The organism is Lelliottia sp. CFBP8978 (assembly GCF_034046055.2).
Taxonomy (GTDB): domain Bacteria; phylum Pseudomonadota; class Gammaproteobacteria; order Enterobacterales; family Enterobacteriaceae; genus Enterobacter.
This window is the reverse complement of record NZ_CM188253.1, coordinates 1457885-1481921: the sequence shown is the minus strand read 5'-3', so window position 1 is coordinate 1481921 and position 24037 is coordinate 1457885. Positions and strand designations below refer to the sequence as shown.

Genomic DNA, 24037 nt, shown 5'->3' with positions numbered 1-24037 from the left:
TAAACAGAAATAAAGCACTTATCGTCGTTGTTTAAGGTTTCCTTAAGTTGCCACTTATATGATAGGCCCATTTCCCGTCATTGATCTGAATTATGGCCGAGACAAGCGTCGCATCAGAATTATCTAAGTCACCGACAACTAAGACAAAACTGCTTTACCGTTTACCTGCCCGCTTTTATGGTTATCAGCTTTGTATGCTGATTATTCTGGCGATGCTGTTCACCTGGCTTTCTCGTGACGAGACGCTGGACAGGCTGATCACCGGATACTGGTATGACGCTGCAGCACATCGGTTCCCGCTCCAGCAGAATGCCCTGCTCGATCTGCTGAATCACCGGCTGGCGAAATACGTCACCATTGCGCTGGCGGCCAGTGCGCTGATTTACGGCATATTTCGCCGTAACCCGCGCCTGTTAACGGCCGGTCTACTGATGGGCCTGGGGGCATTAGCGGTGGGGCTGATGAAAAGTATCAGCCATCACAGCTGCCCGTGGGATCTGGTGGAGTATGGCGGTAAAGCGCTCTCCTGGCCGCTGTTTGGGACAATGCCCGCAAACAGTGGTCCCGGGCGCTGTTTTCCCGGGGGTCACTCATCGAGCGGCTTTATGGTGATGGGGCTGTTCTTCGCCTTCTGGCGCGAGCGTCCCCGGCTGGCCTGGTTTTTCGTTGCGCTGGGCGTGATGGCCGGACTGACGATGGGCTACGGTCAGGTGATGCGCGGCGCACATTTTTTCTCGCACAACCTGTGGGCAGGTTGGTGGGTGTGGTTTTCTCAGGTTGTGGCCTACGGCCTCGTTTCCACCTGGTTTGCTAAAGAGTGATGATGGAATGTTAGAGAATCTCAATTACGGACTTTTTTATCTGATTAATGCCACCCCGGCATCACCGGAGTGGATGATCGCCCTGGCGACATTGGTGGCTAAAGATCTGATTAATATCGTCCCGGTGCTGGTGGTTATCCTCTGGCTGTGGGGACCACGTAAACAGGTTGGCGCCCAGCGTCAGCTGGTGATCAAAGTTGCGATGGCGCTGGCTGTGAGTCTCACGGCCTCGTGGACGTTGGGGCATCTGTTCCCGCACGACCGTCCGTTTGTCGATCACATTGGGTCGAACTTCCTGCACCACGCCGCAGATGACTCCTTCCCGAGCGATCACGGCACGGTGATATTTACCTTCGCGCTGGCCTTTTTATTCTGGCACCGCGTCTGGTCTGGCATCGTGCTGATGGCTATTGCGCTCGGCATTGCCTGGTCGCGCGTTTATCTGGGCGTTCACTGGCCGCTGGATATGTTGGGCGGTCTGCTGGTGGGAATGATTGGCTGCCTGAGCGCACAAATTCTGTGGAATCTGTTCGGACAGCAGCTCTATCGCGCGCTACAGCAGGCTTATCGCGTCTGCTTTGCCCTCCCGATCCGCAAAGGCTGGATACGTGACTAACCCCGGTCCGACAGGTTACACTTGAGCCCCCGCCTTGCGGGGGTTCACTTTTTCGCCCCGAGGATCTATGGAAACACGACGCGACGACCGCATTGCCCAGCTACTGCAAGCGCTGAAGCGCAGCGATAAGCTGCATCTCAAAGAAGCCGCCACCCTGCTTGGCGTCTCCGAGATGACCATCCGTCGTGACCTGAACAGTGAAAGTGCCCCGGTGGTACTGCTGGGCGGGTATATCGTTCTGGAGCCACGTAGCGGCAGCCACTATCTGATTAGCGATCAAAAAACCCGCCTGGTTGAAGAGAAACGCAAAGCCGCGCGACTGGCTGCCTCTCTCGTGAAGCCGCATCAAACCCTGTTTTTTGACTGTGGAACCACCACACCGTGGATTATTGAGGCCATTGACAGCAGCCTGCCGTTCACCGGTGTGTGCTACTCGCTGAATACTTTTCTGGCGCTACAGGAAAAGCCCGAATGCCGGGTCATTCTTTGCGGGGGCGAGTTCCACGCCAGCAACGCCATTTTCAAACCGCTGAATCCGCAGGATACGCTCAGTCATCTCTGCCCTGATATCGCTTTTTACTCCGCGGCGGGTGTGAGCGTGCGTCAGGGGGCAACCTGCTTTAATCTGGAAGAATTGACGGTAAAAAACTGGGCGATGAACGCGGCGCAATACCATGTGCTGGTTGTCGATCACAGCAAGTTTGGCAAAGTACGTCCGGCCAGAATGGGTGAGCTGGCACGCTTTGACACGATTATCAGCGACTGCCGTCCGGATGACGAACTCATCGCCCACGCCAAAGCGCAGCAAATTAAGCTCATGTATTAATTGCGTTGTTGCGGGTGGCCCCTGTGCCGCCGGCCCCCTCTCCCACAGGAAGAGGGCGAAACACGAAAACGATAACCGGCAGGTTATCGTTTTGCTTTTACCTAGAACCAGCTCCCAAACCATGAGTGGAATTTCATCAGCACGAAGTCCCACATACGGCTGAAGAAGCCCCCTTCCTCCACCGCTTCCATCACGATCAACGGACGCTGCTCAATGGATTTACCGTTCAGCTGGAAATCAATCGTGCCGACCACCTGGCCCTTTTTCAGCGGCGCAGTCAGCTGCGAGTCGGTCAGGGTATAGCTGGCCTTCAGATTTTTAAGCTGTCCACGCGGAATGGTCACGGAACCGGCTTCACCCGCTCCGAGATTCACCTCGCTCTTGTCACCAAACCAGACGCGCTGGCTGATAAAGGTCGCATCCGGTTTAATCGGCGTGACGGTTTCAAAGAAGCGGAAGCCCCACGTCAGCAGTTTTTCGGATTCGTTAAAGCGGATACGGTCGGTTTTGGTGCCCAGCACCACCGAAATCAGACGCATGTCGCCCTGGGTTGCAGAGGCCACCAGATTATACCCCGCCCCGGCAGTGGTCCCGGTTTTCATGCCGTCCACATTCACATTGCTGCTCCAGAGCAGACGGTTACGGTTCGGCTGGCGAATCTTGTTAAAGGTGAACTCTTTCTCTTTGTGGATCGCGTACTCTTCCGGCACATCATGGATCAGGGCTTTGCCCAGCAGCGCCATATCACGCGCGGTGCTGAACTGTCCCGGCGCATCCAGGCCATGCACGGTTTTAAACGTGGTTTTGGTTAGCCCCAGTTTTTGCGCATAACCATTCATCAAACCGATAAATGAGTCCTGACTTCCGGCGACATAATCTGCCAGCGCAATACAGGCGTCGTTACCCGACTGGATGATCACCCCTTTGTTGAGGTCGGAAACCGACACCTGATCGCCCGGCTTCAGGAACATCACCGAAGAGCCGCGCAGCGCAGGATTGCCGGTCGCCCAGGCATCTTTGCCAATGGTCACCATGTCGTCGAGTTTGATTTTTCCGGCCTTGAGCGCCTGGCCCACGACATAGCTGGTCATAATTTTTGTCAGACTCGCCGGATCGAGTTGTTCGTCGGCATTCCCTTCCGCCAGCACTTTTCCGCTGGCGTAGTCCATCAAAATCCACGCGCGCGCATCGACCGGAGGCGCTTCTGGCGCCACCTGCTCGGCAGCATAGAGTGTGGGGGAGAAAAGAAAAAGCAGCGCGGAACCTACCGCAAGGCCGCGCAGAGAGGAGATTTTTTGCGTCATAAATGCCACCCGAGTGTCCATTCTAAAAATCACGTCACATCACCGTGTCGCAAGAAGCGATGAGTAATAGCGTACAAATGCCTTCAAGGAAACCGAAACGAGGTAAAGTTTTTAAAGTTTACGCAATAACATTCAGATACGCTTTGTCGCAGACGATTTTTTTGTCATCTGTTGCGTAATTGTTAGGTTTATCTCACCATGGAAACCGCAGGCATTTATTCACCAGTCGGATTGTTTAATTATCTCAGGAGTCATTATGATTACGCTGTGGGGCAGGAATAATTCAACCAATGTTAAGAAAGTCCTCTTAACGCTGGAAGAGCTGGATTTACCGTTTAACCAGGTCATGGCGGGTTTGCAGTTTGGGGTGAATAACGACGCCGACTACCTGGCGATGAATCCAAACGGGCTGGTGCCGCTGTTACGCGACGATGAAACCGACCTGACGTTGTGGGAATCCAACGCCATCGTGCGCTACCTGGCCGCTCAGTATGGCCAAAACCGCCTGTGGGTCGATGAACCCGCCAGACGCGCCGAAGGCGAAAAATGGATGGACTGGGCAAACCAGACGCTCTCCCCGGCACACCGCGTGATCCTGATGGGACTGGTCAGAACGCCAGAAGCGGATCGCGATTACGCGGCTATCCACGCGGCACAAGACACCTGCGAAACGCTGCTGGCGCTGCTCGATAACGCGCTGGCCGACAGGCCGTGGCTCTCGGGTAACGCGTTTGGCGTGGGTGATATCGCCGTTGCGCCGTTTATCTGGAACCTGATGAATGTCGGCCTGAGCTGGACACCGCGCCCGCATCTCGAGCGCTGGATCAAACAGTTAAGCGAGCGCCCGGCCTACCAGAAAGTGGTGATGATCCCGGTTAGCTAATCACGCACCGGACGGGCTAACTTTCAGGAGTTGTCCGTCCGATTCATCCGTTAAGACATACAGATAGCCATCAGGCCCCACCCGTACATCGCGGATACGGCTTCCTTTATCCCCCAGAATTCTTCCGTCCTCGCTCACCTTGTTGCCATTCACGCTCAGGACGATTACCTCTTTCTCTTTCAGCGCGCCGATAAACAGTTTGTTTTTCCACTGCGGGAATACATCACTGTTATAAAACGCCATCCCGCTCACCGCCGGCGAGACTTTCCAGACAAACAGCGGTGGCTCAGTGCCTTCGTGATGCTCGCCGGTGGCTTCCGGGATCTTCAACCCGCTGTAGTTGATCCCATGAGTCGCCAGCGGCCAGCCGTAGTTTTTGCCCTTCTGGGGAATATTAATTTCATCTCCGCCGCGTGGGCCATGTTCGTTCAGCCACAGCGCCTGGCTCCAGGGATTGATCGCCATCCCCTGCGGATTACGGATACCGTAAGACCAAATTTCCGGACGGGCGCCCGCTTTGTCGACAAACGGATTATCGGCAGGCACTTTGCCCTCATCGGTCAGACGCACCACTTTCCCCTGCAGCTTATCCAGGTCCTGTGCGGTGGGTCGCTGGTTGTTTTCGCCCAGTCCAATAAACAGATGGCCCTGTCCATCAAATACCAGGCGGCCACCAAAGTGGTTACCGGTTGAGAGTTTTGGCATCTGGCGGAAGACCACCTGGAAGGCTTCGATACGCGACAGATCGTCGCTAAGACGGCCATACCCCACCGCTGTCCCCGCTTTACCATCGCTGCCTGCCTCGGCGTAGCTTAGCCAGACGCGACGCGACGTTTCAAAGTCAGGCGCCAGCACCACATCAAACAGCCCTCCTTGCCCGCTGTCCCAGACTTTCGGGATGCCAACGATCGGATCTGACAGCCCCTTTCCCGCCTGCCAGCGCTTCAGTTGCCCGCCTCTCAGGGTAATCAACATCCCCTGATTATCGGGCAGAAATGCCATTGACCAGGGGTGATCGAGTTTGGTTTGCAGGACATCGACCTTGACCGCCGCAGGGGCAGCGATGACGGAAGCGGAGAGAAATAAAGCAGGCAGAGAAATAAGCGAAGATCGACGCATAACGCACTCCTTTTTTCGACGTTTGGCATAAAGAGTAGCTAGCGAGTCAGGATGCGTTATCACTTTTACAAAAGCTTAATCAGAAGGGGGAGTTTCCTCCCCCGGAGCTTAGTGCTGTTCGAGCGTGGCGTGCTCTTTCAGACACATAATGCACAGCGTTAATGTCGTCAGGCAGTGTTCCAGTTTCTCCGCGCTTACGGCAATAAACGTTGGACAATCCTGGTGGCCGGTCATCAGGCAAACGGCGGCTTTAGACAATGATTCAGCCGCACGGCGCAAGACAAGTTGCTCATCAGCATCGTAGTGATCCCGCAGGATCGGCGCTTGTTGCCGCATGTAATCACTCAGTTCAAAACAATTATCACGCAGATGGTCGCTTTCGCTGACTGACATGTACCCTTTCGCCATCCTTAATTGCAGGTATGCCGCAAGGTCAATTTGGGCATTGATCAGCTTGTTCAGCAGATCGCGTTTCAGTCTGTCAACGGACATACTCTTTCCTCCCTTGTCAGCCATTGTGCAAGATTAGAATAAGTATATTTTTTGTACAATTTAATGCGTCAGGTCAATAAACAATAACGCCTTAACATTATTTACAATGTTACAACGCTCACCCTTCTTTTTCTTGTACCTGCGGCTTGTTTTATTCCGCGATTTAACGCTGTAAAATCTCGCCTGATAATTCCATAAACGATGAATTTTTGACCTATGAGCAATGTGACGCAGCAGCCTAAAATCGGCTTCGTTTCCCTGGGCTGCCCAAAAAATTTAGTGGATTCAGAACGCATCCTGACTGAACTTCGTACCGAGGGTTATGACGTGGTGCCAAGCTATGACAACGCCGACATGGTGATTGTCAACACCTGCGGTTTTATCGACAGCGCGGTACAGGAATCCCTGGAAGCCATCGGTGAAGCCCTGAACGAAAACGGCAAAGTCATTGTGACCGGCTGTCTGGGCGCAAAAGTCGATCAAATCCGCGAAGTTCACCCGAAGGTACTGGAGATCACCGGCCCACACAGCTATGAGCAGGTGCTGGAACATGTGCATCATTATGTGCCAAAACCGAAGCACAACCCGTTCCTCAGCCTGGTGCCGGAACAGGGCGTAAAGCTCACTCCGCGTCACTATGCCTATCTGAAAATTTCTGAAGGCTGCAACCACCGCTGCACGTTCTGCATTATCCCGTCGATGCGCGGCGACCTCGTCAGCCGCCCGATTGGCGAAGTGCTGGCTGAAGCCAAACGCCTGGCTGATGCGGGTGTGAAAGAGCTGCTGGTGATCTCCCAGGATACGTCGGCCTACGGCGTTGATGTGAAGCATCGCTCAGGCTTCCACAATGGCGAGCCGGTCAAAACCAGCATGGTCGGGCTGTGCGAGCAGCTGTCGAAACTGGGCATCTGGACGCGTCTGCACTATGTCTACCCGTATCCGCACGTCGATGACGTCATCCCGCTGATGGCAGAAGGCAAAATCCTGCCGTACCTGGATATTCCGCTGCAACATGCCAGCCCGCGCATTCTTAAGCTGATGAAACGTCCAGGCTCCGTTGACCGCCAGCTGGCGCGCATCAAACAGTGGCGTGAAATCTGCCCGGAATTGACCCTGCGCTCCACCTTTATCGTCGGTTTCCCGGGTGAGACTGAAGAAGATTTCCAGATGCTGCTCGACTTCCTGAAAGAGGCGCGTCTGGATCGGGTTGGCTGCTTCAAGTACAGCCCGGTAGAGGGTGCAACGGCGAACGAGCTGGCCGATCAGGTCCCTGAAGAGGTGAAAGAAGAGCGCTGGAACCGCTTTATGCAATTGCAGCAGCAGATCTCCGCTGAACGTTTGCAGGAAAAAGTCGGGCGCGAAATTCTGGTCATTATCGACGAAGTGGACGAAGAAGGCGCGATTGGCCGCAGCATGGCGGATGCCCCGGAAATCGACGGCGCAGTCTATCTGAACGGTGAAACGAAAGTGAAACCGGGCGATATCATTCGCGTGAAAGTTGAAAACGCCGATGAGTACGATCTGTGGGGTAGCCGGGTTTAACCCCCTCTCTCACGCCCCCTCTCCCCGGCGGGGAGAGGGAAACTCACTTAGCCTTTAATTCTCGGATCCAGCGCGTCGCGCAACCCATCGCCTAACAGGTTAAACGCCAGCACGGTGAAGAAGATCGCCAGGCTCGGGAAGATCGCCACATGTGGCGCGATCACCATATCCGCTCTCGCCTCGTTCAGCATCGCTCCCCATTCCGGCGTCGGTGGCTGGGCGCCTAAACCCAAAAATGAGAGACTCGCAGCCGAGATAATCGACACCCCGATACGCATAGTGAAATAGACCACAATGGATGACACCGTTCCGGGCAGGATATGGTTAAACAGAATGGTGGCGTCACTGGCCCCGATACTGCGCGCTGATTCAATAAAGGTTTGCTGCTTCAGCACCAGCGTGTTGCCGCGCACCAGACGGGCAAACGCCGGAATGGAAAAGACCGCCACCGCGATGATCACATTCGCCATCCCGTTGCCCATAATGGCGACAACCGCAATCGCCAGCAGGATCCCCGGAAACGCGAACAGCACATCGCAGATGCGCATGATAATGCGATCCCACCAGCCTTCGTAATAGCCTGCCAGCAGCCCCAGAACGGTACCCATTGCCGCGCCGATCAGAACGGCGAAAACGCCCGCCGCCAGCGATATTTGCGCCCCCACCAGCACGCGACTAAAGATATCGCGCCCCAGGGAATCCACGCCAAACCAGTGCATCATCGACGGTCCATCGTTCAGCCGATCGTAATCAAAATAATTCTCCGCATCGAAAGGGCTGATCCACGGCGCCAGAATGGCAACCACAATCAGCAGCAGCACAAACAACCCAGCGGTCATCGCCACCGGCTGACGGCGGAATCGCCGCCAGAACTCCAGCCACGGGGTGCGGATATGGTCCGGTTTTAGCCCCGGCATAGCGTTTAAAATGGCCTGACGGCGCCAGTTAAACAGTCGCATTTTACTTGTACCTGATTGCCGGGTTAATGGCGGCATACAGCACATCCACCACTAAGTTGATAAGAATAAACTCCAGTGAAAACAGCAGGACTTCAGCCTGAATCACCGGATAGTCGCGCATGTCCACCGAATCGACAAGCAAGCGACCGAGCCCCGGCCAGTTGAACACTTTTTCGACCACTATCGAACCGCCCAGCAAAAAGCCAAACTGCAGACCCATCATGGTCACCACCGGAATCATGGCGTTACGCAGACCATGTTTCAGGATGACCCACTTTTCGCTGACACCTTTGGCCCGCGCGGTGCGCATGTAGTCTTCGCTCAGCACATCCACGAACGAAGCGCGGGTAAAACGCGCCATCACCGCCGCGACCGCTGCCCCTAAAGTCAGAGACGGTAAAATGTAGTGCTTCCAGGTATCTGCGCCGACCGTTGGCAACCAGCCCAGCTCGACCGAGAAAATCTGCATCAGCAGCATGCCCAGCGCGAACGCCGGAAAGGAGATCCCGGTGACGGCAAGCGCCATTCCCAGCTTATCCGGCCAGCGATTACGCCAGACCGCGGCGATAATCCCGGCCGCCAGGCCAAACAGCATCGCCCAAATCATGCTGGCAAGCGTCAGCCAAAATGTGGGCATAAACCGGCTGGCAATCTCCTCCGAGACCGGACGACGAGACACCATCGATGTGCCGAAATCGCCCTGTACAACGTGAGTGATGTAGTGCCAGAACTGCACATACAGCGGCTGATCGAGCCCGAGTTGCTTGCGCACCATCTCGATGACCGTGGCATCCGCTTCAGGCCCGGCAATCAATCGCGCCGGATCGCCCGGCAGCATATGGACAAACAAAAACACCAGCACCGCCACAATGAGCAGCGTCGGGATCAACCCCAGCAGGCGCTTAAAAACATAGTTCAACATGCCTTTTCCTCTCATCCCGCAAGCCGTCGCCTGCGGGAGTGAGTTCTGTTATTTCAAGTCCGCGTCGTCAAAACTGAAGCCCGTATCCGGCATGATGTAGAAACCCGTCAGCGCCTTGTTATGGGCGGAAACCAGTTTCTCTACCACCAGCGGAATCCATGGCGACTCTTGCCAGATCGTATCCTGCGCCTCTTTATACAGGCGTTTTTTCTCTTCTGGTTTGGTGGTTTTCAGGGCTTCAGCCAGATCGTTATCCACCTGCGGATTGCTGTAAAAAGCCGTATTGAACAGCGTTGGCGGCCAGTTCTGGGAAGCAAACAGTGGCGACAAGGCCCAGTCGGCTTCGCCCGTCGAGGCGGACCAGCCGGTGTAGAACATTCTCACCCCGCTCTCTTTTTGCCCTTTACCTTCCACTTCGGCGGCGCGCTGTCCGGCGTCCATCGCCGTCAGTTGCGCTTTAATGCCTACCTGAGCCAGCTGCTGCTGGGTAAATTGCAGCACTTTCTGCGCGGTGCTGTGATTGTGCGATGACCACAGCGTGGTGCTAAATCCGTTCGGGAAACCCGCCTCTTTCAACAGCTCGCGCGCTTTTGCCGGGTCGTAAGGCCACGGTTTATAGCTCTCGGCGTAGGCAATGGAGGGCGGCACAACGCCCGTTGCAGGAGTGGCATAGCCAGCGAAGGCCACTTTCACCAACGCCTGGCGATTTATCGCATAGTTGATGGCCTCGCGGACTTTGGGATTATCAAACGGCTTTTGCGTGACGTTCATGCTGATGTAGCGCTGCATGATCGACGGGCTGGCGACCAGCTCAAGTTTGCTGTTTTTCTCGAGAATCGCAGCCTGCTCGTAAGGGATCGGGAAGGCAAACTGCGCCTCGCCGGTTTGCAGCATCGCCGCACGGGTGTTGTTGTCCACTACCGGACGCCAGGTAATGGTATCGAGCTTCGGCAGCCCCTTTTGCCAGTAACCGGCAAATTTCTTCACCTTCACAAAATCGGTCTGATTCCAGGTCACCAGCTCATACGGCCCGGTACCAACCGGGTGGAAGCCGATCTCTTTGCCGTATTTTTTCAGCGCCTCTGGCGAAATCATCGCTGTCGCCGGATGGGCAAGAATATTGATAAAGGCCGAGAACGGTTCTTTGAGGGTGATTTTCACCGTCGTCGGATCGACGGCTTCCGTGCTGGCGATATTTTTGTACAGGTTGTAGCGCTTGAGGCTGTTTTCTTTATTGCTGGCGCGATCGAGGTTCACCTTCACGGCTTCAGCATTGAAATCAGTCCCATCCTGGAACTTCACGCCGCTGCGCAGCTTGATGGTGTAGACCAGCCCGTCATCGGAGACGGTATAGCTTTCTGCCAGCACATTTTTCAGCTTCATCTCTTTATCAAGGCCAAACAGCCCCTGATAGAACGACTTCGCCACCGCCTGCGATAAGGTGTCGTTGGCGTCATACGGATCAAGCGTGGTGAAGTTGGATGCCACGGCAACCACCACATCTTTGGCGGCAAACGCGGGCGCTGTCGCCAGCGCTGCCGTCACGCTCGCGGCTAACAGCCATGAACGAGCAACATATTTTGTCATTGTATTCTCCTGTTGTTCCCTGTCTGTCAAACGTTATAACCGCGAAAATGCATTATCCTGACGCGGAAGGGCGACGAAATGGCCGGGACCGACTTCGCGCAGAACGACGCGCTGCGGCGGCTCCCCGCGTTTACGAATATTCCCCGGCATCTCATCCTGCAATAGCACGCGCTGGCCATGCCGGTGCGTCGGATCGGCGACCGGAACAGCCGCCATCAGTTTACGGGTGTAAGGGTGCTGAGGATTTTCAAACACTGCCCGGCGCGGACCAATCTCGACGATTTGCCCCATATACATCACCGCCACGCGATGGCTGATGCGCTCCACCACCGCCATATCGTGCGAGATAAACAAAAAGGCAATGCCCATCTCGCGCTGTAAATCGAGCAATAAATTAATAATCTGCGCGCGAATAGAGACATCCAGCGCCGAGACGGATTCATCCGCAATCACCACTTTGGGATTCAACGCCAGCGCGCGGGCAATGCAGATCCGCTGACGCTGCCCGCCGGAAAACTCGTGCGGATAACGCCACGCATGTTCCGGCTTTAAACCCACGCGCTCCAGAAGCCAGGCCACGCGCTGTTGCGCCGCTTCGCCCTGCAACAAACCATGCACCCGCAGCGGCTCCATTATCGAATAGCCGACCGTCTGTCGCGGATCGAGCGAAGCGTAGGGGTCCTGGAAGATAAACTGAATATCCCGACGCAGCGACTGCAATTTGCCAGTCGGCAGCGTGTCGATGCGCTTGCCGTTGAAGGTGATCTCTCCCTCCTGCGACTCCACCAGCCTGAGCAATGCCCGCCCGGTGGTCGATTTACCACAGCCCGACTCACCCACCAGCGCCAGCGTCTCGCCCGGCCATAAATCAAAACTCACGTTTTCAACCGCATGTACTTCGCGCTTGATGCGGTTGAAGATCCCGCTGCGCACCGGGAATCGTGCGACCAGATCGCGGACCTGTAAAATAGGTTCGCCCGGTACGACCGTATCCTGTTCGGTTTCCGCTGCCTGATGTGACGGTTCGCCCTGCGCAATCAGCGGGAACCGGCGCGGTAAGTCGCTGCCGTTCATCGCCCCCAGACGCGGCACCGCCGCCAAAAGCGCTTTGGTGTACGGATGATTCGGCGCGTGGAATATCTGTTCCACGCTACCGGTTTCCACCGCTTCGCCCTGGTACATCACCAGCACCCGGTCAGCGATATCCGCCACTACGCCCATATCGTGAGTGATAAAAATCACCCCCATTTCCATCTCTTGTTGCAGCACTTTGATGAGCTGCAGGATCTGCGCCTGAATGGTGACGTCGAGAGCCGTTGTCGGCTCATCAGCAATCAGTACCGCCGGACGACAGGAGAGTGCCATCGCAATCATGACGCGCTGGCGCATTCCGCCCGAAAGCTGATGCGGGTAACGCGACAGAATCGCTTCTGCTTCAGGAATGCGAACCTGCTCCAGCATTCGCCTGGCCTCCGCCAGCGCCGCCTCGCGGTGTAAACCCTGATGCAGTCGAATCGACTCGGCAATCTGCTCCCCCACCGGAAAGACCGGATTGAGAGACGTCATCGGTTCCTGGAAGATCATCGCCATGTCTGCGCCGCGCACGCTCTGCATTTGCGACTGGCTCATTTGCGTCAGGTTGATCACCCGCTGGTTACGCCTGCGCAGCAGCAGGCTGTCACAGTTGATCATCCCACCGGCCTGCTCCAGCAAACGCATCAGCGACAGGGCCGTGACGGATTTACCGGAACCGGATTCACCGACAATCGCCAGCGTCTCTCCACGTTTGAGAGAAAATGAAAGATGCTTTACCGCCGGTACGGGCCGCCGCTCTTCCTGAAACGCGATATTCAGGTTATGAACCGCCAGCACTTCCTGGCTGTCCAGATCTCTATTGTGCGGCACCCATCGCCCCCTTATTCACGATAAATTCCTGTCGTGGGTGCATCGCCTGCATAACCCCAGGCGCGATACATCCCTTCACTGTTAAATGGCAATGCCACGTTGCCTTCCCGATCGACAGCGATCAGCCCGCCGCTGCCGCCGAGCGCCGGGAGTTTTTCCATCACCACGCGCTCGCAGGCTTCGGCCAGGCTGAGATTACCGTAATCCATCAAGGCCGCAATATCGTATGCGGCGAGCGTGCGGATAAACACTTCGCCCGTACCGGTGCAGGACACGGCCACATTGGCGTTGTTGGCATAACACCCGGCTCCCGGCAGAGGGCTGTCGCCTACCCGTCCAGGCAGTTTGTTGGTCATCCCGCCGGTTGACGTCGCGGCGGCCAGATTGCCCGCTTTATCCAGCGCGACAGCCCCGACGGTGCCCATTTTGGTGCTCTCATCCAGCGGCGCAGCGTGATCGAGCTGTGTTGTTCCCGCCGCACGAGCCTCCAGTAATTGCTGGTAGCGCTCCGGCGTCGAGAAGGTTTCCGGCGGCACGGACGCCATTCCGTGTTCGATAGCAAACTGCTCCGCTCCTTTTCCCGTCAACAGCACGTGCGGACTTTGCTCCATCACCAGCCGCGCGGCCAGAATCGGATTACGTAAATGGCTGACGCCCGCCACCGCACCAGCTTTAAGGGTGTTGCCGTCCATCACGCAGGCGTCGAGCTCATGCGTTTCGTCGCGGGTAAAAACGGCCCCTAGTCCCGCGTTAAATAGCGGACACTCTTCCAGTAAACGCACCGCTTCGGTGACCACATCCAGCGCGCTTTCGCCCGCTTCGAGCATCCGCTGGCCGGCTTCCACAATCGCGGACAGCGCATCAACATAACGTTTTTCTTGCTCAGGCGTCAGGCGCGAGCGGGTTATGGCCCCTGCTCCGCCGTGAATTGCGATGACCGCATTAACCATTTCCATCACCCGTCACGATTAAAGGAGCTGCTTTTTCTATAAATATCATTATCGTTGCCGAAACCTCAGATGATTTTTGAATATAGAAAGACGCAACGGTGATGTAAAGGGAGAGTCTGACCCGTTGGCTGTGATAAAAGCCAGCGACTCTACGCCGATGGAGTCATACAGCCGGGGCTGTTTTTCTGCCATAATGGGCGCTTTCGTTGTTTTCCCGCAGGAGTGACCCATGGATTTTACCGCCGGACTGATGCCGCTTGAAACGGCACTCGCTCAGATGCTCGACCCGATTTCCCCGCTTAAAGAGCACGAAACGCTGCCTTTACTGCGCAGCTTTGGTCGCGTGACCGCGAGTGACATTGTCTCTCCGATCAACGTGCCGGGGTTCGATAACTCAGCGATGGACGGCTACGCGGTGCGCCTGGCGGATATTCAGGCGGGAAATGCCTTGCCGGTCGCCGGTAAAGCTTTTGCCGGTCAGCCCTTCGCGGGCGAGTGGCCGCAGGGGAGCTGCATTCGCATCATGACCGGCGCGCCCATCCCGGCGGGTTGCGATGCGGTGGTGATGCAGGAAGAGACGGAACAAACGGATGCCGGCGTGCGTTTTACCGCCAGCGTTAAAACCCATCAAAATATTCGCCGCGCCGGGGAAGATATCGCCCGGGGCGCGACCGTGTTTGCAGCCGGAACCCGGCTGACGGTGGCTGAATTACCGGTTCTGGCTTCGCTGGGCATTGCAGAGATCGACGTGGTGCGCAAAGTGCGCGTTGCCGTGTTTTCTACCGGCGATGAGCTACAGCTGCCGGGTCAGCCACTAAAAGAGGGGCAAATCTACGATACCAACCGTCTGGCGGTGCATCTGATGCTGGAGCAGCTCGGTTGCGAGGTGATTAACCTCGGCATTATTCCCGACGATCCGCAGCAACTTCGCGCCGCCTTTATCGAAGCCGACAAAACGGCGGACGTGGTAATAAGCTCCGGCGGCGTTTCCGTGGGTGAAGCGGACTACACCAAAACCATACTTGAGGAGCTGGGCGAAATCAGCTTCTGGAAGCTGGCGATCAAACCCGGCAAACCGTTCGCGTTTGGCAAACTGGCGCACAGCTGGTTCTGCGGCCTGCCGGGCAATCCTGTCTCCGCTGCGCTGACGTTCTATCAGCTGGTACAGCCGCTGCTGACGAAACTGTCTGGCAACACTGCCCACGCCATGCCGCCTCGTCAGCGCGTGCGCGCTGCCACGCGCCTGAAAAAATCGCCGGGTCGTCTTGATTTCCAGCGCGGTCTGCTGGCGCGAAACGCCGACGGAGAGCTGGAAGTGAGCACCACCGGGCATCAGGGCTCGCATATCTTTAGCTCATTCAGCCAGGGGAACTGCTTCATCGTGCTGGAACGCGAACGTGGCAACGTTGAAGCCGGTGAATGGGTTGAGGTCGAAGCCTTTAATCATCTGTTCGGAGGCTAAGATGGCGGTGGAGCTGAACGATCAGGAGATGCTGCGCTATAACCGTCAGATCGTGCTGCGCGGGTTTGATTTCGACGGGCAGGAAGCGCTCAAGGCAGCGAACGTGCTGGTCATAGGCCTTGGCGGGCTGGGCTGTGCCGCCGCGCAGTATCTGGCGGCAGCGGGCGTTGGCCGCATGACGCTGCTGGATTTTGATACGGTGTCGGTGTCGAACTTACAGCGCCAGACGCTGCACAGCGACGCGACCGTTGGCGAGCCGAAGGTGATCTCGGCGCGCGACGCCCTGGCGCGAATCAACCCCAACGTTCAGTTCACCCCTGTTAATGCTCTGCTGGATGAAACCGCGCTGTTTGCGCAAATAGCCCAACACGATCTGGTGCTGGATTGTACCGATAACGTCAGCATCCGTAATCAGCTCAACGCCGGATGTCATGCCCATAAAACGCCGCTGGTTTCCGGGGCCGCTATTCGCATGGAGGGGCAGATCAGCGTCTTTACCTATGCGGATGGCGAGCCGTGTTATCGCTGCTTAAGCCGTCTGTTCGGCGAGAACGCCCTGACCTGCGTGGAAGCCGGTGTGATGGCACCGCTGGTGGGGGTGATCGGTTCCTTGCAGGCGATGGAAGCCATCAAAGTGCTGACCCGTTATGGTACGCCTGCCGCAGGGAAAATCGTCATGTACGATGCGATGACCTGTCAGTTCCGCGAGATGAAGCTGATGCGCAATCCGGGATGTGAGGTGTGCGGCGGTTAACGCAAACGGCAGCCTTCTGGTTGCCGTTTTCGGGTTTGCCCCCTCTCCTTGTGGGAGAGGGTTGGGGTGAGGGCAGCAGGCTGCACAAGGCAAAAGCAAACGGCAGCCTTCTGGATGCCGTTTTTGTGTTTGCTCCCTCTCCTTGTGGGAGAGGGTTGGGGTGAGAGCATCAGGCTGCCCCCGTCAGATAGTCGTCCGTCCGAACGCGCTCTGCCAGTCCTGTTCAAATTTCACTACCGCCGCATCCACCGCCGGAGAGTTAATAAACTGTTGCGCCACATCCAGCGGCAGGGTGATGGATTCACAGCCCGCCAGCAGGCAGTCCAGCGCCTGACGCGGCGTTTTAAAGCTGGCGGCCAGCACTTTTGCCTGCGGAGCATGCAGCGTCAGCAGTTGCTGGAGTTCCACCACGGTTTGAATTCCGTCGCCGCCCTGAGCATCCAGGCGATTCACATACGGTGCAACGTAGTCTGCCCCGGCCAGCGCAGACAGCATCCCTTGCGCCGCGCCGTACACGGCGGTCCCAAGCGTAGGGATCCCTTCCGCTTTCAGCATTTTGATTGCCGCCAGCCCTTCTGCCGTGACCGGGACTTTCACCACCAGATCGTTAATGATGGCGCGCAGTTTACGCGCATCCTCGACCATGCCTTCTGCCGTGGTCGCCATCACCTGCGCGAACAGTCGGCCTTTGCCACCCAGCGCGTCATGCAGCTCAGGCAGCAGAACATCCAGCGGTTTTTTCCCTGCCGCCACAATGCTTGGGTTAGTGGTCACGCCAGCCAGCGGGAAAATCCGTGCCAGCTTCTTCACTGCCGCCACGTCTGATGTGTCGAGATAAAGTTCCATGATGTCGCCCTCAAAATTAGCCTGCAATTACCCTACCACGTAAAAACCCACCTCAGAGTTGACGCACATCAAAATAACTTTCATTCGAAAGTTATTTAATCTTCATACGCAACAAGAGGCGAAACTATGATCTTCAATATTCAGCGTTACTCTACTCATGATGGCCCAGGTATTCGTACCGTGGTTTTTCTGAAGGGCTGCTCGCTGGGCTGCCGCTGGTGTCAGAACCCGGAGAGTCGCTCCCGTTCACGGGATGTGCTGTTTGATGCGCGTCTGTGCCTCGCGGGCTGCGACCTGTGTCAGCAGGCAGCACCCGGGATCATCGACCGGGCGCTGAACGGAGTGATCATTCACCGCGAAAAGATCAATGAGGCGCATCTTGACGCCCTCACCGACTGCTGCCCGACCCAGGCGCTGACGGTCTGTGGCGAAGAGCAACAGATTACAGAGATCATGGCAACCGTTCTGCGCGATAAGCCTTTTTACGATCGCAGCGGCGGCGGTATCACGCTTTCCGGCGGCGAACCCTTTATGAACCCGGACCTGGCGCATTCTCTGTTTAAAGCCAGCCACGACCAGGGCGTTCACACAGCGGTTGAAACCTGTCTGCACGTGCCCTGGCACTACATTGAACCCTCTTTGCCCTATATCGATCTGTTCCTAGCCGACCTTAAACATGTCGATGCCAAAGTCTTTAAACAGTGGACCGACGGCTCGGCAAAACGGGTGCTGGCTAACCTTAAACGCCTGGCCGGCGCCGGTAAACAGCTGACCATCCGCGTCCCACTGATACCCGGTTTTAACGCTGACGAAGAGTCGATCAAAGCCATCACCCTTTTCGCCGCTGATGAACTGAACGTCCGCGATATCCATTTTTTGCCGTACCACACCCTTGGCATGAACAAATACACCCTGCTCGGCCAACCCTATTCTGCTCCTGACAAACCGCTCGATAACCCTGAGTTACTGGAGTTTGCCCAACAGTTTGCGGCCCAGAATGGGTTAACTGCGACCCTACGAGGATAACGTTATGACACAGCTGAATCTGAACACCCTGACAGACCGCATTAAGGCGCACAAAACCGCTCTCGTGCATATCGTGAAACCGCCAGTCTGTACCGAGCGCGCACAGCATTACACCGAAATGTACCAGCAGCATCTGGATAAACCGATGCCGGTTCGCCGCGCGCTGGCGCTGGCCCATCATCTGGCAAAACGCACCATCTGGATCAAGCACGACGAGCTGATTATCGGCAACCAGGCAAGCGAAGTGCGCGCTGCGCCCATCTTCCCGGAATACACCGTTTCCTGGATTGAAAAAGAGATCGACGATCTGGCCGACCGCCCCGGCGCTGGCTTTGCCGTCAGTGAAGAGAACAAGCGCGTGCTGCATGATATCTGCCCGTGGTGGCGCGGCCAGACGGTTCAGGATCGCTGCTACGGGATGTTTACCGACGAGCAAAAGGGCCTGCTGGAAACCGGCATCATCAAAGCAGAAGGCAATATGACGTCGGGTGATGCGCACCTGGCGGTGAACTTCCCGCTGCTGCTGGAGAAAGGCCTCGATGGCCTGCGCGCCAAAGTGGCAGAGCGCCGCACTCGCATCAACCTGACCGTGCTGGACGATCTGCACGGCGATCAGTTCCTGAAAGCAATGGATATTGTGCTGGAGGCGGTGAGTCTGCACATCACCCGCTTTGCCGACCTGGCGCGTAAGATGGCAAGCAATGAGATCCGCGAAAGCCGTCGTAACGAACTGCTGGCGATGGCGGAAAACTGCGATGTCATCGCCCACCAGCCGCCAAAAACCTTCTGGCAGGCGCTACAGCTGTGCTATTTCATCCAGCTGATCCTGCAAATCGAGTCTAACGGTCACTCGGTGTCATTTGCCCGTATGGACCAGTATCTCTATCCGTTCTATCGCCGCGATGTTGAACTGAATCAGTCGCTTGCCCGCGAGCAGGCGATTGAATTACTGCACAGCTGCTGGCTGAAGCTGCTGGAAGTGAACAAGATCCGCTCCGGGTCACACTCCAAAGCCTCTGCGGGCAGCCCGCTGTATCAGAACGTGACCATTGGCGGACAAACGCTGGTCAACGGCGAGCCGATGGACGCCGTGAACCCTCTCTCCTACGCGATTCTCGAATCCTGCGGTCGCCTGCGCTCCACCCAGCCAAACCTCAGCGTGCGTTATCACGCCGGGATGAGCAACGACTTCCTCGACGCCTGTGTGCAGGTGATTCGCTGCGGTTTTGGCATGCCTGCGTTTAATAACGACGAAATCGTCATTCCGGAATTCATTAAGCTGGGCGTAGAAAAAGAAGACGCCTGGGACTACGCGGCCATTGGCTGCATTGAAACCGCCGTCGGCGGCAAGTGGGGCTATCGCTGCACCGGCATGAGTTTTATCAACTTTGCGCGCGTGATGCTGGCGGCGATGGAAGGTGGCCGCGACGCCACCAGCGGTAACGTGTTCCTGCCGCAGGAAAAAGCGCTGTCGGCGGGGAACTTCAGCCACTTCGATGAGATGCTGGCCGCCTGGGATAACCAGATTCGCTATTACACCCGCAAATCGATCGAAATTGAGTACGTAGTCGACACCATGCTCGAAGAGAACGTCCACGATATTCTCTGCTCGGCGCTGGTGGACGACTGCATCGAACGGGCAAAAAGCATCAAGCAAGGCGGCGCGAAATATGACTGGGTATCGGGTTTGCAGGTGGGTATCGCCAACCTCGGCAACAGCCTGGCAGCCGTGAAAAAACTGGTCTTTGATCAGGGTGTGATTGGACAGCAGCAGCTGGCCGCCGCGCTGGCCGACGATTACGAAGGATTAACGCACGAACAGCTGCGCCAGCGTTTGATCAACGGCGCGCCAAAATATGGCAACGACGATGACAGTGTTGATTTACTGCTGGCCCGCGCCTATGAAACCTATATCGGAGAACTGAAGCAGTATCACAACCCGCGCTACGGACGTGGTCCGATTGGCGGCAACTACTACGCCGGTACGTCGTCCATCTCCGCGAACGTGCCGTTTGGCGCGGCGACCATGGCGACGCCGGATGGTCGTAAAGCGCACACCCCGCTGGCGGAAGGGGCCAGCCCGGCATCAGGCACCGATCATCTCGGCCCGACTGCGGTGATTGGCTCGGTGGGGAAACTCCCAACCGAAGCGATCCTTGGCGGGGTGCTGCTCAACCAGAAACTCAACCCGGCGACGCTGGAAAATGATTCCGACCGTCAGAAGCTGATGATCCTGCTGCGCACCTTCTTCGAGGTCCACAAAGGCTGGCATATTCAGTACAACATTGTGTCCCGCGAAACGCTGCTGGAAGCCAAGAAACATCCGGACCAGTATCGCGATCTGGTGGTGCGCGTCGCGGGTTACTCGGCGTTCTTCACCGCTCTGTCGCCGGACGCGCAGGACGATATTATCGCGCGTACTGAACATACGCTTTAACGCGGTATCCCCTCTCTCAAAGGGAGAGGGGGCCAACACGTACAACAGCAACCTTTGGGTTGCTGTTTCACTTTCGTTTTTGCTTTCGAATGAAATAGATTTGTGGTTTCGGTCACATTGTTATTAGAATGTTTCTGGTCGCAGTAATATTCTGGAGAGCAATGTATGACCGTAAAAGTTATCGTCACCGACATGGACGGAACTTTCCTTGATGATGCCAAGCAGTACGATCGTGACCGCTTTCTGGCGCAATTCCGACAGCTTCAGGCCCGTGACATTGAGTTTGTCGTGGCCAGTGGTAACCAGTATTACCAGCTGATCTCTTTTTTTCCTGAGCTAAAAGAACAGATTTCCTTCGTGGCGGAAAATGGCGCACTGGTCTTCGATCACGGCGAGCAGATTTTCCACGGCGAACTGACGCGTCACGAATCACAAATCGTGATTGGCGAATTACTGAAAGACAAACAGCTGAATTTTGTCGCCTGCGGGCTGGAGAGCGCTTACGTCAGCAAAAATGCGCCCGATGAGTTCGTCGCGCTGATGTCAAAACACTACCACCGTTTAAAGCGCATCAACGATTATCACGAGATTGACGACGTGCTGTTCAAGTTCTCTCTGAACCTGCCCGACAGCGATATTCCGGATCTGATCGACAAACTGCACGTCTCGCTGGACGGCATTATGAAACCGGTCACCAGCGGTTTTGGCTTTGTCGATTTGATTATCCCCGGTTTACACAAAGCGAACGGAATCAGCCGCCTGCTGAAACGCTGGTCGATCTCTCCGCAGGAGTGTGTGGCCATTGGCGATAGCGGCAACGATGCGGAAATGCTGAAGCTGGTGAAATACTCTTTCGCCATGGGCAATGCGGCCCAGAGCATCAAGGCCATCAGCCAGTTCAACACCGATGATAATAACCACCAGGGCGCGCTGAATATTATTCAGGCCGTGCTCGATAACACCGCGCCCTTCAACGCCTAACGCCTCTCTGCCGGGGCGACGCGCTCCGGCACACCTCTCTTTTTTCATCCTGTGGCTCACGTCATATTTTTAAACTTGCATTAACTTATTTTTAACTTAAAGTATCACTTGTAGATACTTTTACTTTCGAATGAAAGATAGCGAGGCAGTTATGACCTTCTCCAGTGAAATTTTGCCTGCGGACCACAAAGCCGCCATTCGCCAGTTAAAACGCGAATTACGTGCCCAGATCGGCGACGTGCAGGCTGTTTTCGACACGCTGAGTGACACCATCGCAGCACGGGTGGCAGAAATTAACGCCCTGAAAAAGCAGGGTGACACCGTCTGGCCAGTGATTCCGTTTGAAGACGTGAAGCACGGTAAGATCACCGCGGCACAGCGTGAAGCGGTAAAACGTCGCGGCTGCGCGGTGATCAAGGGTCATTTCCCGCGTGAGCAAGCGCTGGCGTGGGATCGCTCGATGCTCGACTATCTTGATCTCAACCAGTTTGACGATGTTTACAAAGGGCCGGGCGACAACTTCTTTGGTACCTTAACCGCATCGCGCCCGGAGATATTCCCGATCTACTGGTCGCAGGCGCAGATGCAGGCCCGGCAGAGTGAAGAGATGGCGCAGGTACAATCGTTCCTGAACCGTTTATGGACTTTCGAGAGCAACGGCAAACAGTGGTTCAATCCTGATGTCAGCGTGATCTACCCGGATCGCATTCGCCGCCGCCCGCCGGGAACCACCTCCAAAGGTTTGGGCGCGCACACTGATTCTGGCGCGCTGGAGCGCTGGCTGCTCCCGGCTTACCAGCAGGTTTTTGCCCGCGTATTTGACGGCAATATTGATCGGTACGATCCGTGGAATGCGGCGCATCGCACCGAAGTGGAAGAGTACACGGTGGATAACACCACCAAATGTTCCGTGTTCCGTACTTTCCAGGGCTGGACGGCGCTGTCGGATATGATCCCGGATCAGGGCCTGCTCCACGTCGTCCCCATTCCCGAGGCAATGGCGTATATCCTGCTGCGTCCGCTGCTGGACGATGTGCCGGAAGATGAACTCTGCGGCGTGGCGCCGGGGCGCGTTCTGCCGATTTCCGAGAAGTGGCATCCGCTGTTAATCGAAGCGCTGACCAGCATTCCGGCACTGGAAGCGGGTGATTCCGTGTGGTGGCATTGCGACGTGATTCACTCGGTTGCACCGGTGGACAACCAGCAGGGCTGGGGTAACGTGATGTATATTCCGGCCGCCCCGATGTGCGAGAAAAACCTCGCCTACGCCAATAAAGTGAAAGCCGCGCTGGAAACCGGGGCATCGCCGGGCGATTTCCCGCGTGAAGATTACGAAAAAACCTGGCAGGACCGCTTTACCGTGAACGATCTCAACATCCACGGTAAACGCGCCCTCGGCATGGCCTAAGCGTCGTACAGCCCTTCCCGCTCCACGGCGGTGCGTCGTTTTCCCTGACGTATCCGCCGTACCGACTCCCGCACCGCCAGCGTGCCATTAAGCAGCAGCGTGCCAACCGGCGCATCCGGGCGCATCAGCCTTTGCTGGAGCATATGCACCGCTTCGGTTCCCAGCTCGTCGCGCGGAACATGCACAGCGGTTAACGGCACATCCTGAATGGCAGCGAGATTAAAGCCGTCGATACTCATGACCGACACATCCTGCGGAACACGCAGCCCCTGTTTTTGCAGCGCGCGAATGGTGCCCTCCGCCATAAAATCTCCGCCGACCAAAAAAGCGGTGGGCAGCGATTTTTCCGGCATTTGACTCAGCCATTCGCTCACCTGTTGCTCGGTCTCTTTGGCGCTGAAGCTGGGCACCACCAGCAGATCGCGTTTATCGTTGAACGCCAGATTATGCCCCTGCCACGCATCGCGAATCCCTGTCAGACGCAGCTCCATGGTATAGCGGCGCAGGCAAAGCACATTCATCACCTCTCTGTGCCCCATCTCAAACAGATATTCCGCCGCTCTTTCGCCAATGGCGCGGTGATCCGGGGCCACGGCGGGCAGACGCATCCGCCGATCCCGACAGTTAATCAGCATGCAAGGTTTACCGATGTCGACGGCCAGATCGTGAATGTGCGGATCGTCAATCCCCAGCAAGATCGCCGCCTGGGTATCGGCTTCGTTCATTCGCGCCAGAAAAAGCTGCGCGTCACTGTCGTTCTCCTCCAGCGCACAATAACGCAGCCTGACCTCATGCGAAGCCAGTCCTTTGCTCACGCTTTGAATCACGCGGTAGTAAAAGATGTCGGATCGCTCATCAAACGCGCGCTGCGGGGCAAAGACCACCAGGCTGTTCAGCAGCAATCTGCCGGCCGCCATGCCGTCCATCACCCCCAGCTCCCGCGCGCACTCCAGCACTTTTTGACGCGCTTTTTCGCTGGTATTGGCCTTCCCTGCCAGCACCCGCGAAACGGTGCTAATGGAGAGCTGTGTACGGGCGGCGATTTCGGCGATTTTTAGCCTTTTATCCATTTTGTGATCTCGCTCCATTTGCTAAATGAAAAAATTTTCACAGTATCAAATTCCGTGAATAGCTGGCTTAAAGCGCATGATGACAAAATATGAAAGCCTCTTATGAGAAATCTTGCACAAAATCCAC

The 24037-nt window shown here is 56.3% G+C and carries 21 protein-coding genes; 11 read left to right on the top strand and 10 right to left on the bottom strand.

What is annotated here, in order from left to right; all coding sequences use genetic code 11:
- Positions 1-92 precede the first annotated feature (92 nt).
- From SOM82_RS06885 to deoR, 3 genes are all read left to right on the top strand, one after another.
- A complete protein-coding gene (locus SOM82_RS06885; protein WP_320459990.1) occupies positions 93-821 on the top strand; it encodes a phosphatase PAP2 family protein in 729 nt (242 codons plus the stop codon).
- A gap of 7 nt (positions 822-828) precedes the next feature.
- Entirely contained in the window at positions 829-1437 is a 609-nt protein-coding gene (gene ybjG, locus SOM82_RS06880; protein WP_154127738.1) for an undecaprenyl-diphosphate phosphatase, read from the top strand.
- A 67-nt stretch (positions 1438-1504) separates the two neighbouring features.
- Positions 1505-2263 carry a DNA-binding transcriptional repressor DeoR gene (gene deoR / locus SOM82_RS06875; protein ID WP_320459989.1) on the top strand — a complete coding sequence of 253 codons (759 nt, stop codon included), beginning with the start codon at positions 1505-1507 and terminating at the stop codon, positions 2261-2263.
- A gap of 101 nt (positions 2264-2364) precedes the next feature.
- Here the strand turns inward: deoR and dacC are convergent, their stop codons facing one another.
- Complete coding sequence (gene dacC / locus SOM82_RS06870) at positions 2365-3567, bottom strand: serine-type D-Ala-D-Ala carboxypeptidase (RefSeq protein WP_320459988.1); 1203 nt, start codon at positions 3565-3567, stop codon at positions 2365-2367.
- 256 nt (positions 3568-3823) lie between these two features.
- Here dacC and SOM82_RS06865 point away from each other — a divergent pair, with 256 nt between their 5' ends.
- A complete protein-coding gene (locus SOM82_RS06865) occupies positions 3824-4450 on the top strand; it encodes a glutathione S-transferase family protein (RefSeq protein ID WP_154127735.1) in 627 nt (208 codons plus the stop codon).
- Here the strand turns inward: SOM82_RS06865 and SOM82_RS06860 are convergent, their stop codons facing one another.
- Complete coding sequence (locus SOM82_RS06860) at positions 4451-5569, bottom strand: PQQ-dependent sugar dehydrogenase (protein WP_154127734.1); 1119 nt, start codon at positions 5567-5569, stop codon at positions 4451-4453.
- Between the two features lie 108 nt (positions 5570-5677).
- Positions 5678-6061, bottom strand: coding sequence for a biofilm formation regulator BssR (bssR, locus tag SOM82_RS06855; RefSeq protein ID WP_154127733.1), 384 nt, complete (start codon positions 6059-6061; stop codon positions 5678-5680).
- Positions 6062-6277: 216 nt separating this feature from the next.
- On the opposite strand from bssR, the gene rimO reads away from it, so the two are divergent.
- A complete protein-coding gene (rimO, locus tag SOM82_RS06850; protein WP_154127732.1) occupies positions 6278-7603 on the top strand; it encodes a 30S ribosomal protein S12 methylthiotransferase RimO in 1326 nt (441 codons plus the stop codon).
- Positions 7604-7650: 47 nt separating this feature from the next.
- On the opposite strand, the gene gsiD is transcribed toward rimO, so the two are convergent.
- The 5 genes from gsiD to iaaA are packed head-to-tail and all read right to left on the bottom strand — an operon-like array spanning position 7651 to position 13926.
- On the bottom strand, positions 7651-8562 hold the full coding sequence (gene gsiD, locus SOM82_RS06845) for a glutathione ABC transporter permease GsiD (protein WP_154127731.1): 912 nt from the start codon (positions 8560-8562) through the stop codon (positions 7651-7653).
- Position 8563: 1 nt separating this feature from the next.
- Positions 8564-9484, bottom strand: a complete 921-nt coding sequence (gene gsiC / locus SOM82_RS06840; RefSeq protein ID WP_154127730.1) for a glutathione ABC transporter permease GsiC — start codon at positions 9482-9484, stop codon at positions 8564-8566.
- A 48-nt stretch (positions 9485-9532) separates the two neighbouring features.
- Positions 9533-11071, bottom strand: a complete 1539-nt coding sequence (gene gsiB / locus SOM82_RS06835; protein ID WP_154127729.1) for a glutathione ABC transporter substrate-binding protein GsiB — start codon at positions 11069-11071, stop codon at positions 9533-9535.
- A 33-nt stretch (positions 11072-11104) separates the two neighbouring features.
- Positions 11105-12976: a glutathione ABC transporter ATP-binding protein GsiA gene (gene gsiA / locus SOM82_RS06830; protein ID WP_320459987.1), complete on the bottom strand. Its 1872-nt coding sequence runs from the start codon at positions 12974-12976 to the stop codon at positions 11105-11107.
- An 11-nt stretch (positions 12977-12987) separates the two neighbouring features.
- On the bottom strand, positions 12988-13926 hold the full coding sequence (gene iaaA / locus SOM82_RS06825) for a beta-aspartyl-peptidase (RefSeq protein ID WP_320460073.1): 939 nt from the start codon (positions 13924-13926) through the stop codon (positions 12988-12990).
- 229 nt (positions 13927-14155) lie between these two features.
- Here iaaA and moeA point away from each other — a divergent pair, with 229 nt between their 5' ends.
- The gene (gene moeA, locus SOM82_RS06820; protein WP_320459986.1) at positions 14156-15388 is read left to right on the top strand and encodes a molybdopterin molybdotransferase MoeA; all 1233 of its coding nucleotides are present in this window, start codon (positions 14156-14158) and stop codon (positions 15386-15388) included.
- Between the two features lies 1 nt (position 15389).
- Positions 15390-16142 (top strand): molybdopterin-synthase adenylyltransferase MoeB, encoded by a 753-nt coding sequence (gene moeB / locus SOM82_RS06815; RefSeq protein ID WP_320459985.1) that lies wholly within the window; start codon positions 15390-15392, stop codon positions 16140-16142.
- A gap of 183 nt (positions 16143-16325) precedes the next feature.
- Here the strand turns inward: moeB and fsa are convergent, their stop codons facing one another.
- Positions 16326-16988: a fructose-6-phosphate aldolase gene (gene fsa / locus SOM82_RS06810; RefSeq protein WP_320459984.1), complete on the bottom strand. Its 663-nt coding sequence runs from the start codon at positions 16986-16988 to the stop codon at positions 16326-16328.
- Positions 16989-17114: 126 nt separating this feature from the next.
- Between fsa and SOM82_RS06805 the strand changes: the two genes are divergently transcribed.
- The 4 genes from SOM82_RS06805 to SOM82_RS06790 all read left to right on the top strand — a co-directional run bounded on the left by SOM82_RS06805 (position 17115) and on the right by SOM82_RS06790 (position 22840).
- Positions 17115-18014, top strand: coding sequence for a glycyl-radical enzyme activating protein (locus tag SOM82_RS06805; protein ID WP_320459983.1), 900 nt, complete (start codon positions 17115-17117; stop codon positions 18012-18014).
- Between the two features lie 4 nt (positions 18015-18018).
- A complete protein-coding gene (locus tag SOM82_RS06800) occupies positions 18019-20451 on the top strand; it encodes a formate C-acetyltransferase/glycerol dehydratase family glycyl radical enzyme (RefSeq protein ID WP_320459982.1) in 2433 nt (810 codons plus the stop codon).
- A gap of 165 nt (positions 20452-20616) precedes the next feature.
- Positions 20617-21432, top strand: a complete 816-nt coding sequence (locus tag SOM82_RS06795) for a Cof-type HAD-IIB family hydrolase (protein ID WP_320459981.1) — start codon at positions 20617-20619, stop codon at positions 21430-21432.
- Between the two features lie 151 nt (positions 21433-21583).
- Complete coding sequence (locus SOM82_RS06790; protein ID WP_320459980.1) at positions 21584-22840, top strand: DUF1479 domain-containing protein; 1257 nt, start codon at positions 21584-21586, stop codon at positions 22838-22840.
- Here the strand turns inward: SOM82_RS06790 and SOM82_RS06785 are convergent.
- A complete protein-coding gene (locus tag SOM82_RS06785) occupies positions 22837-23910 on the bottom strand; it encodes a LacI family DNA-binding transcriptional regulator (protein ID WP_320459979.1) in 1074 nt (357 codons plus the stop codon). The two genes, SOM82_RS06790 and SOM82_RS06785, sit on opposite strands and share 4 nt — an antisense overlap.
- Positions 23911-24037: the final 127 nt, after the last annotated feature.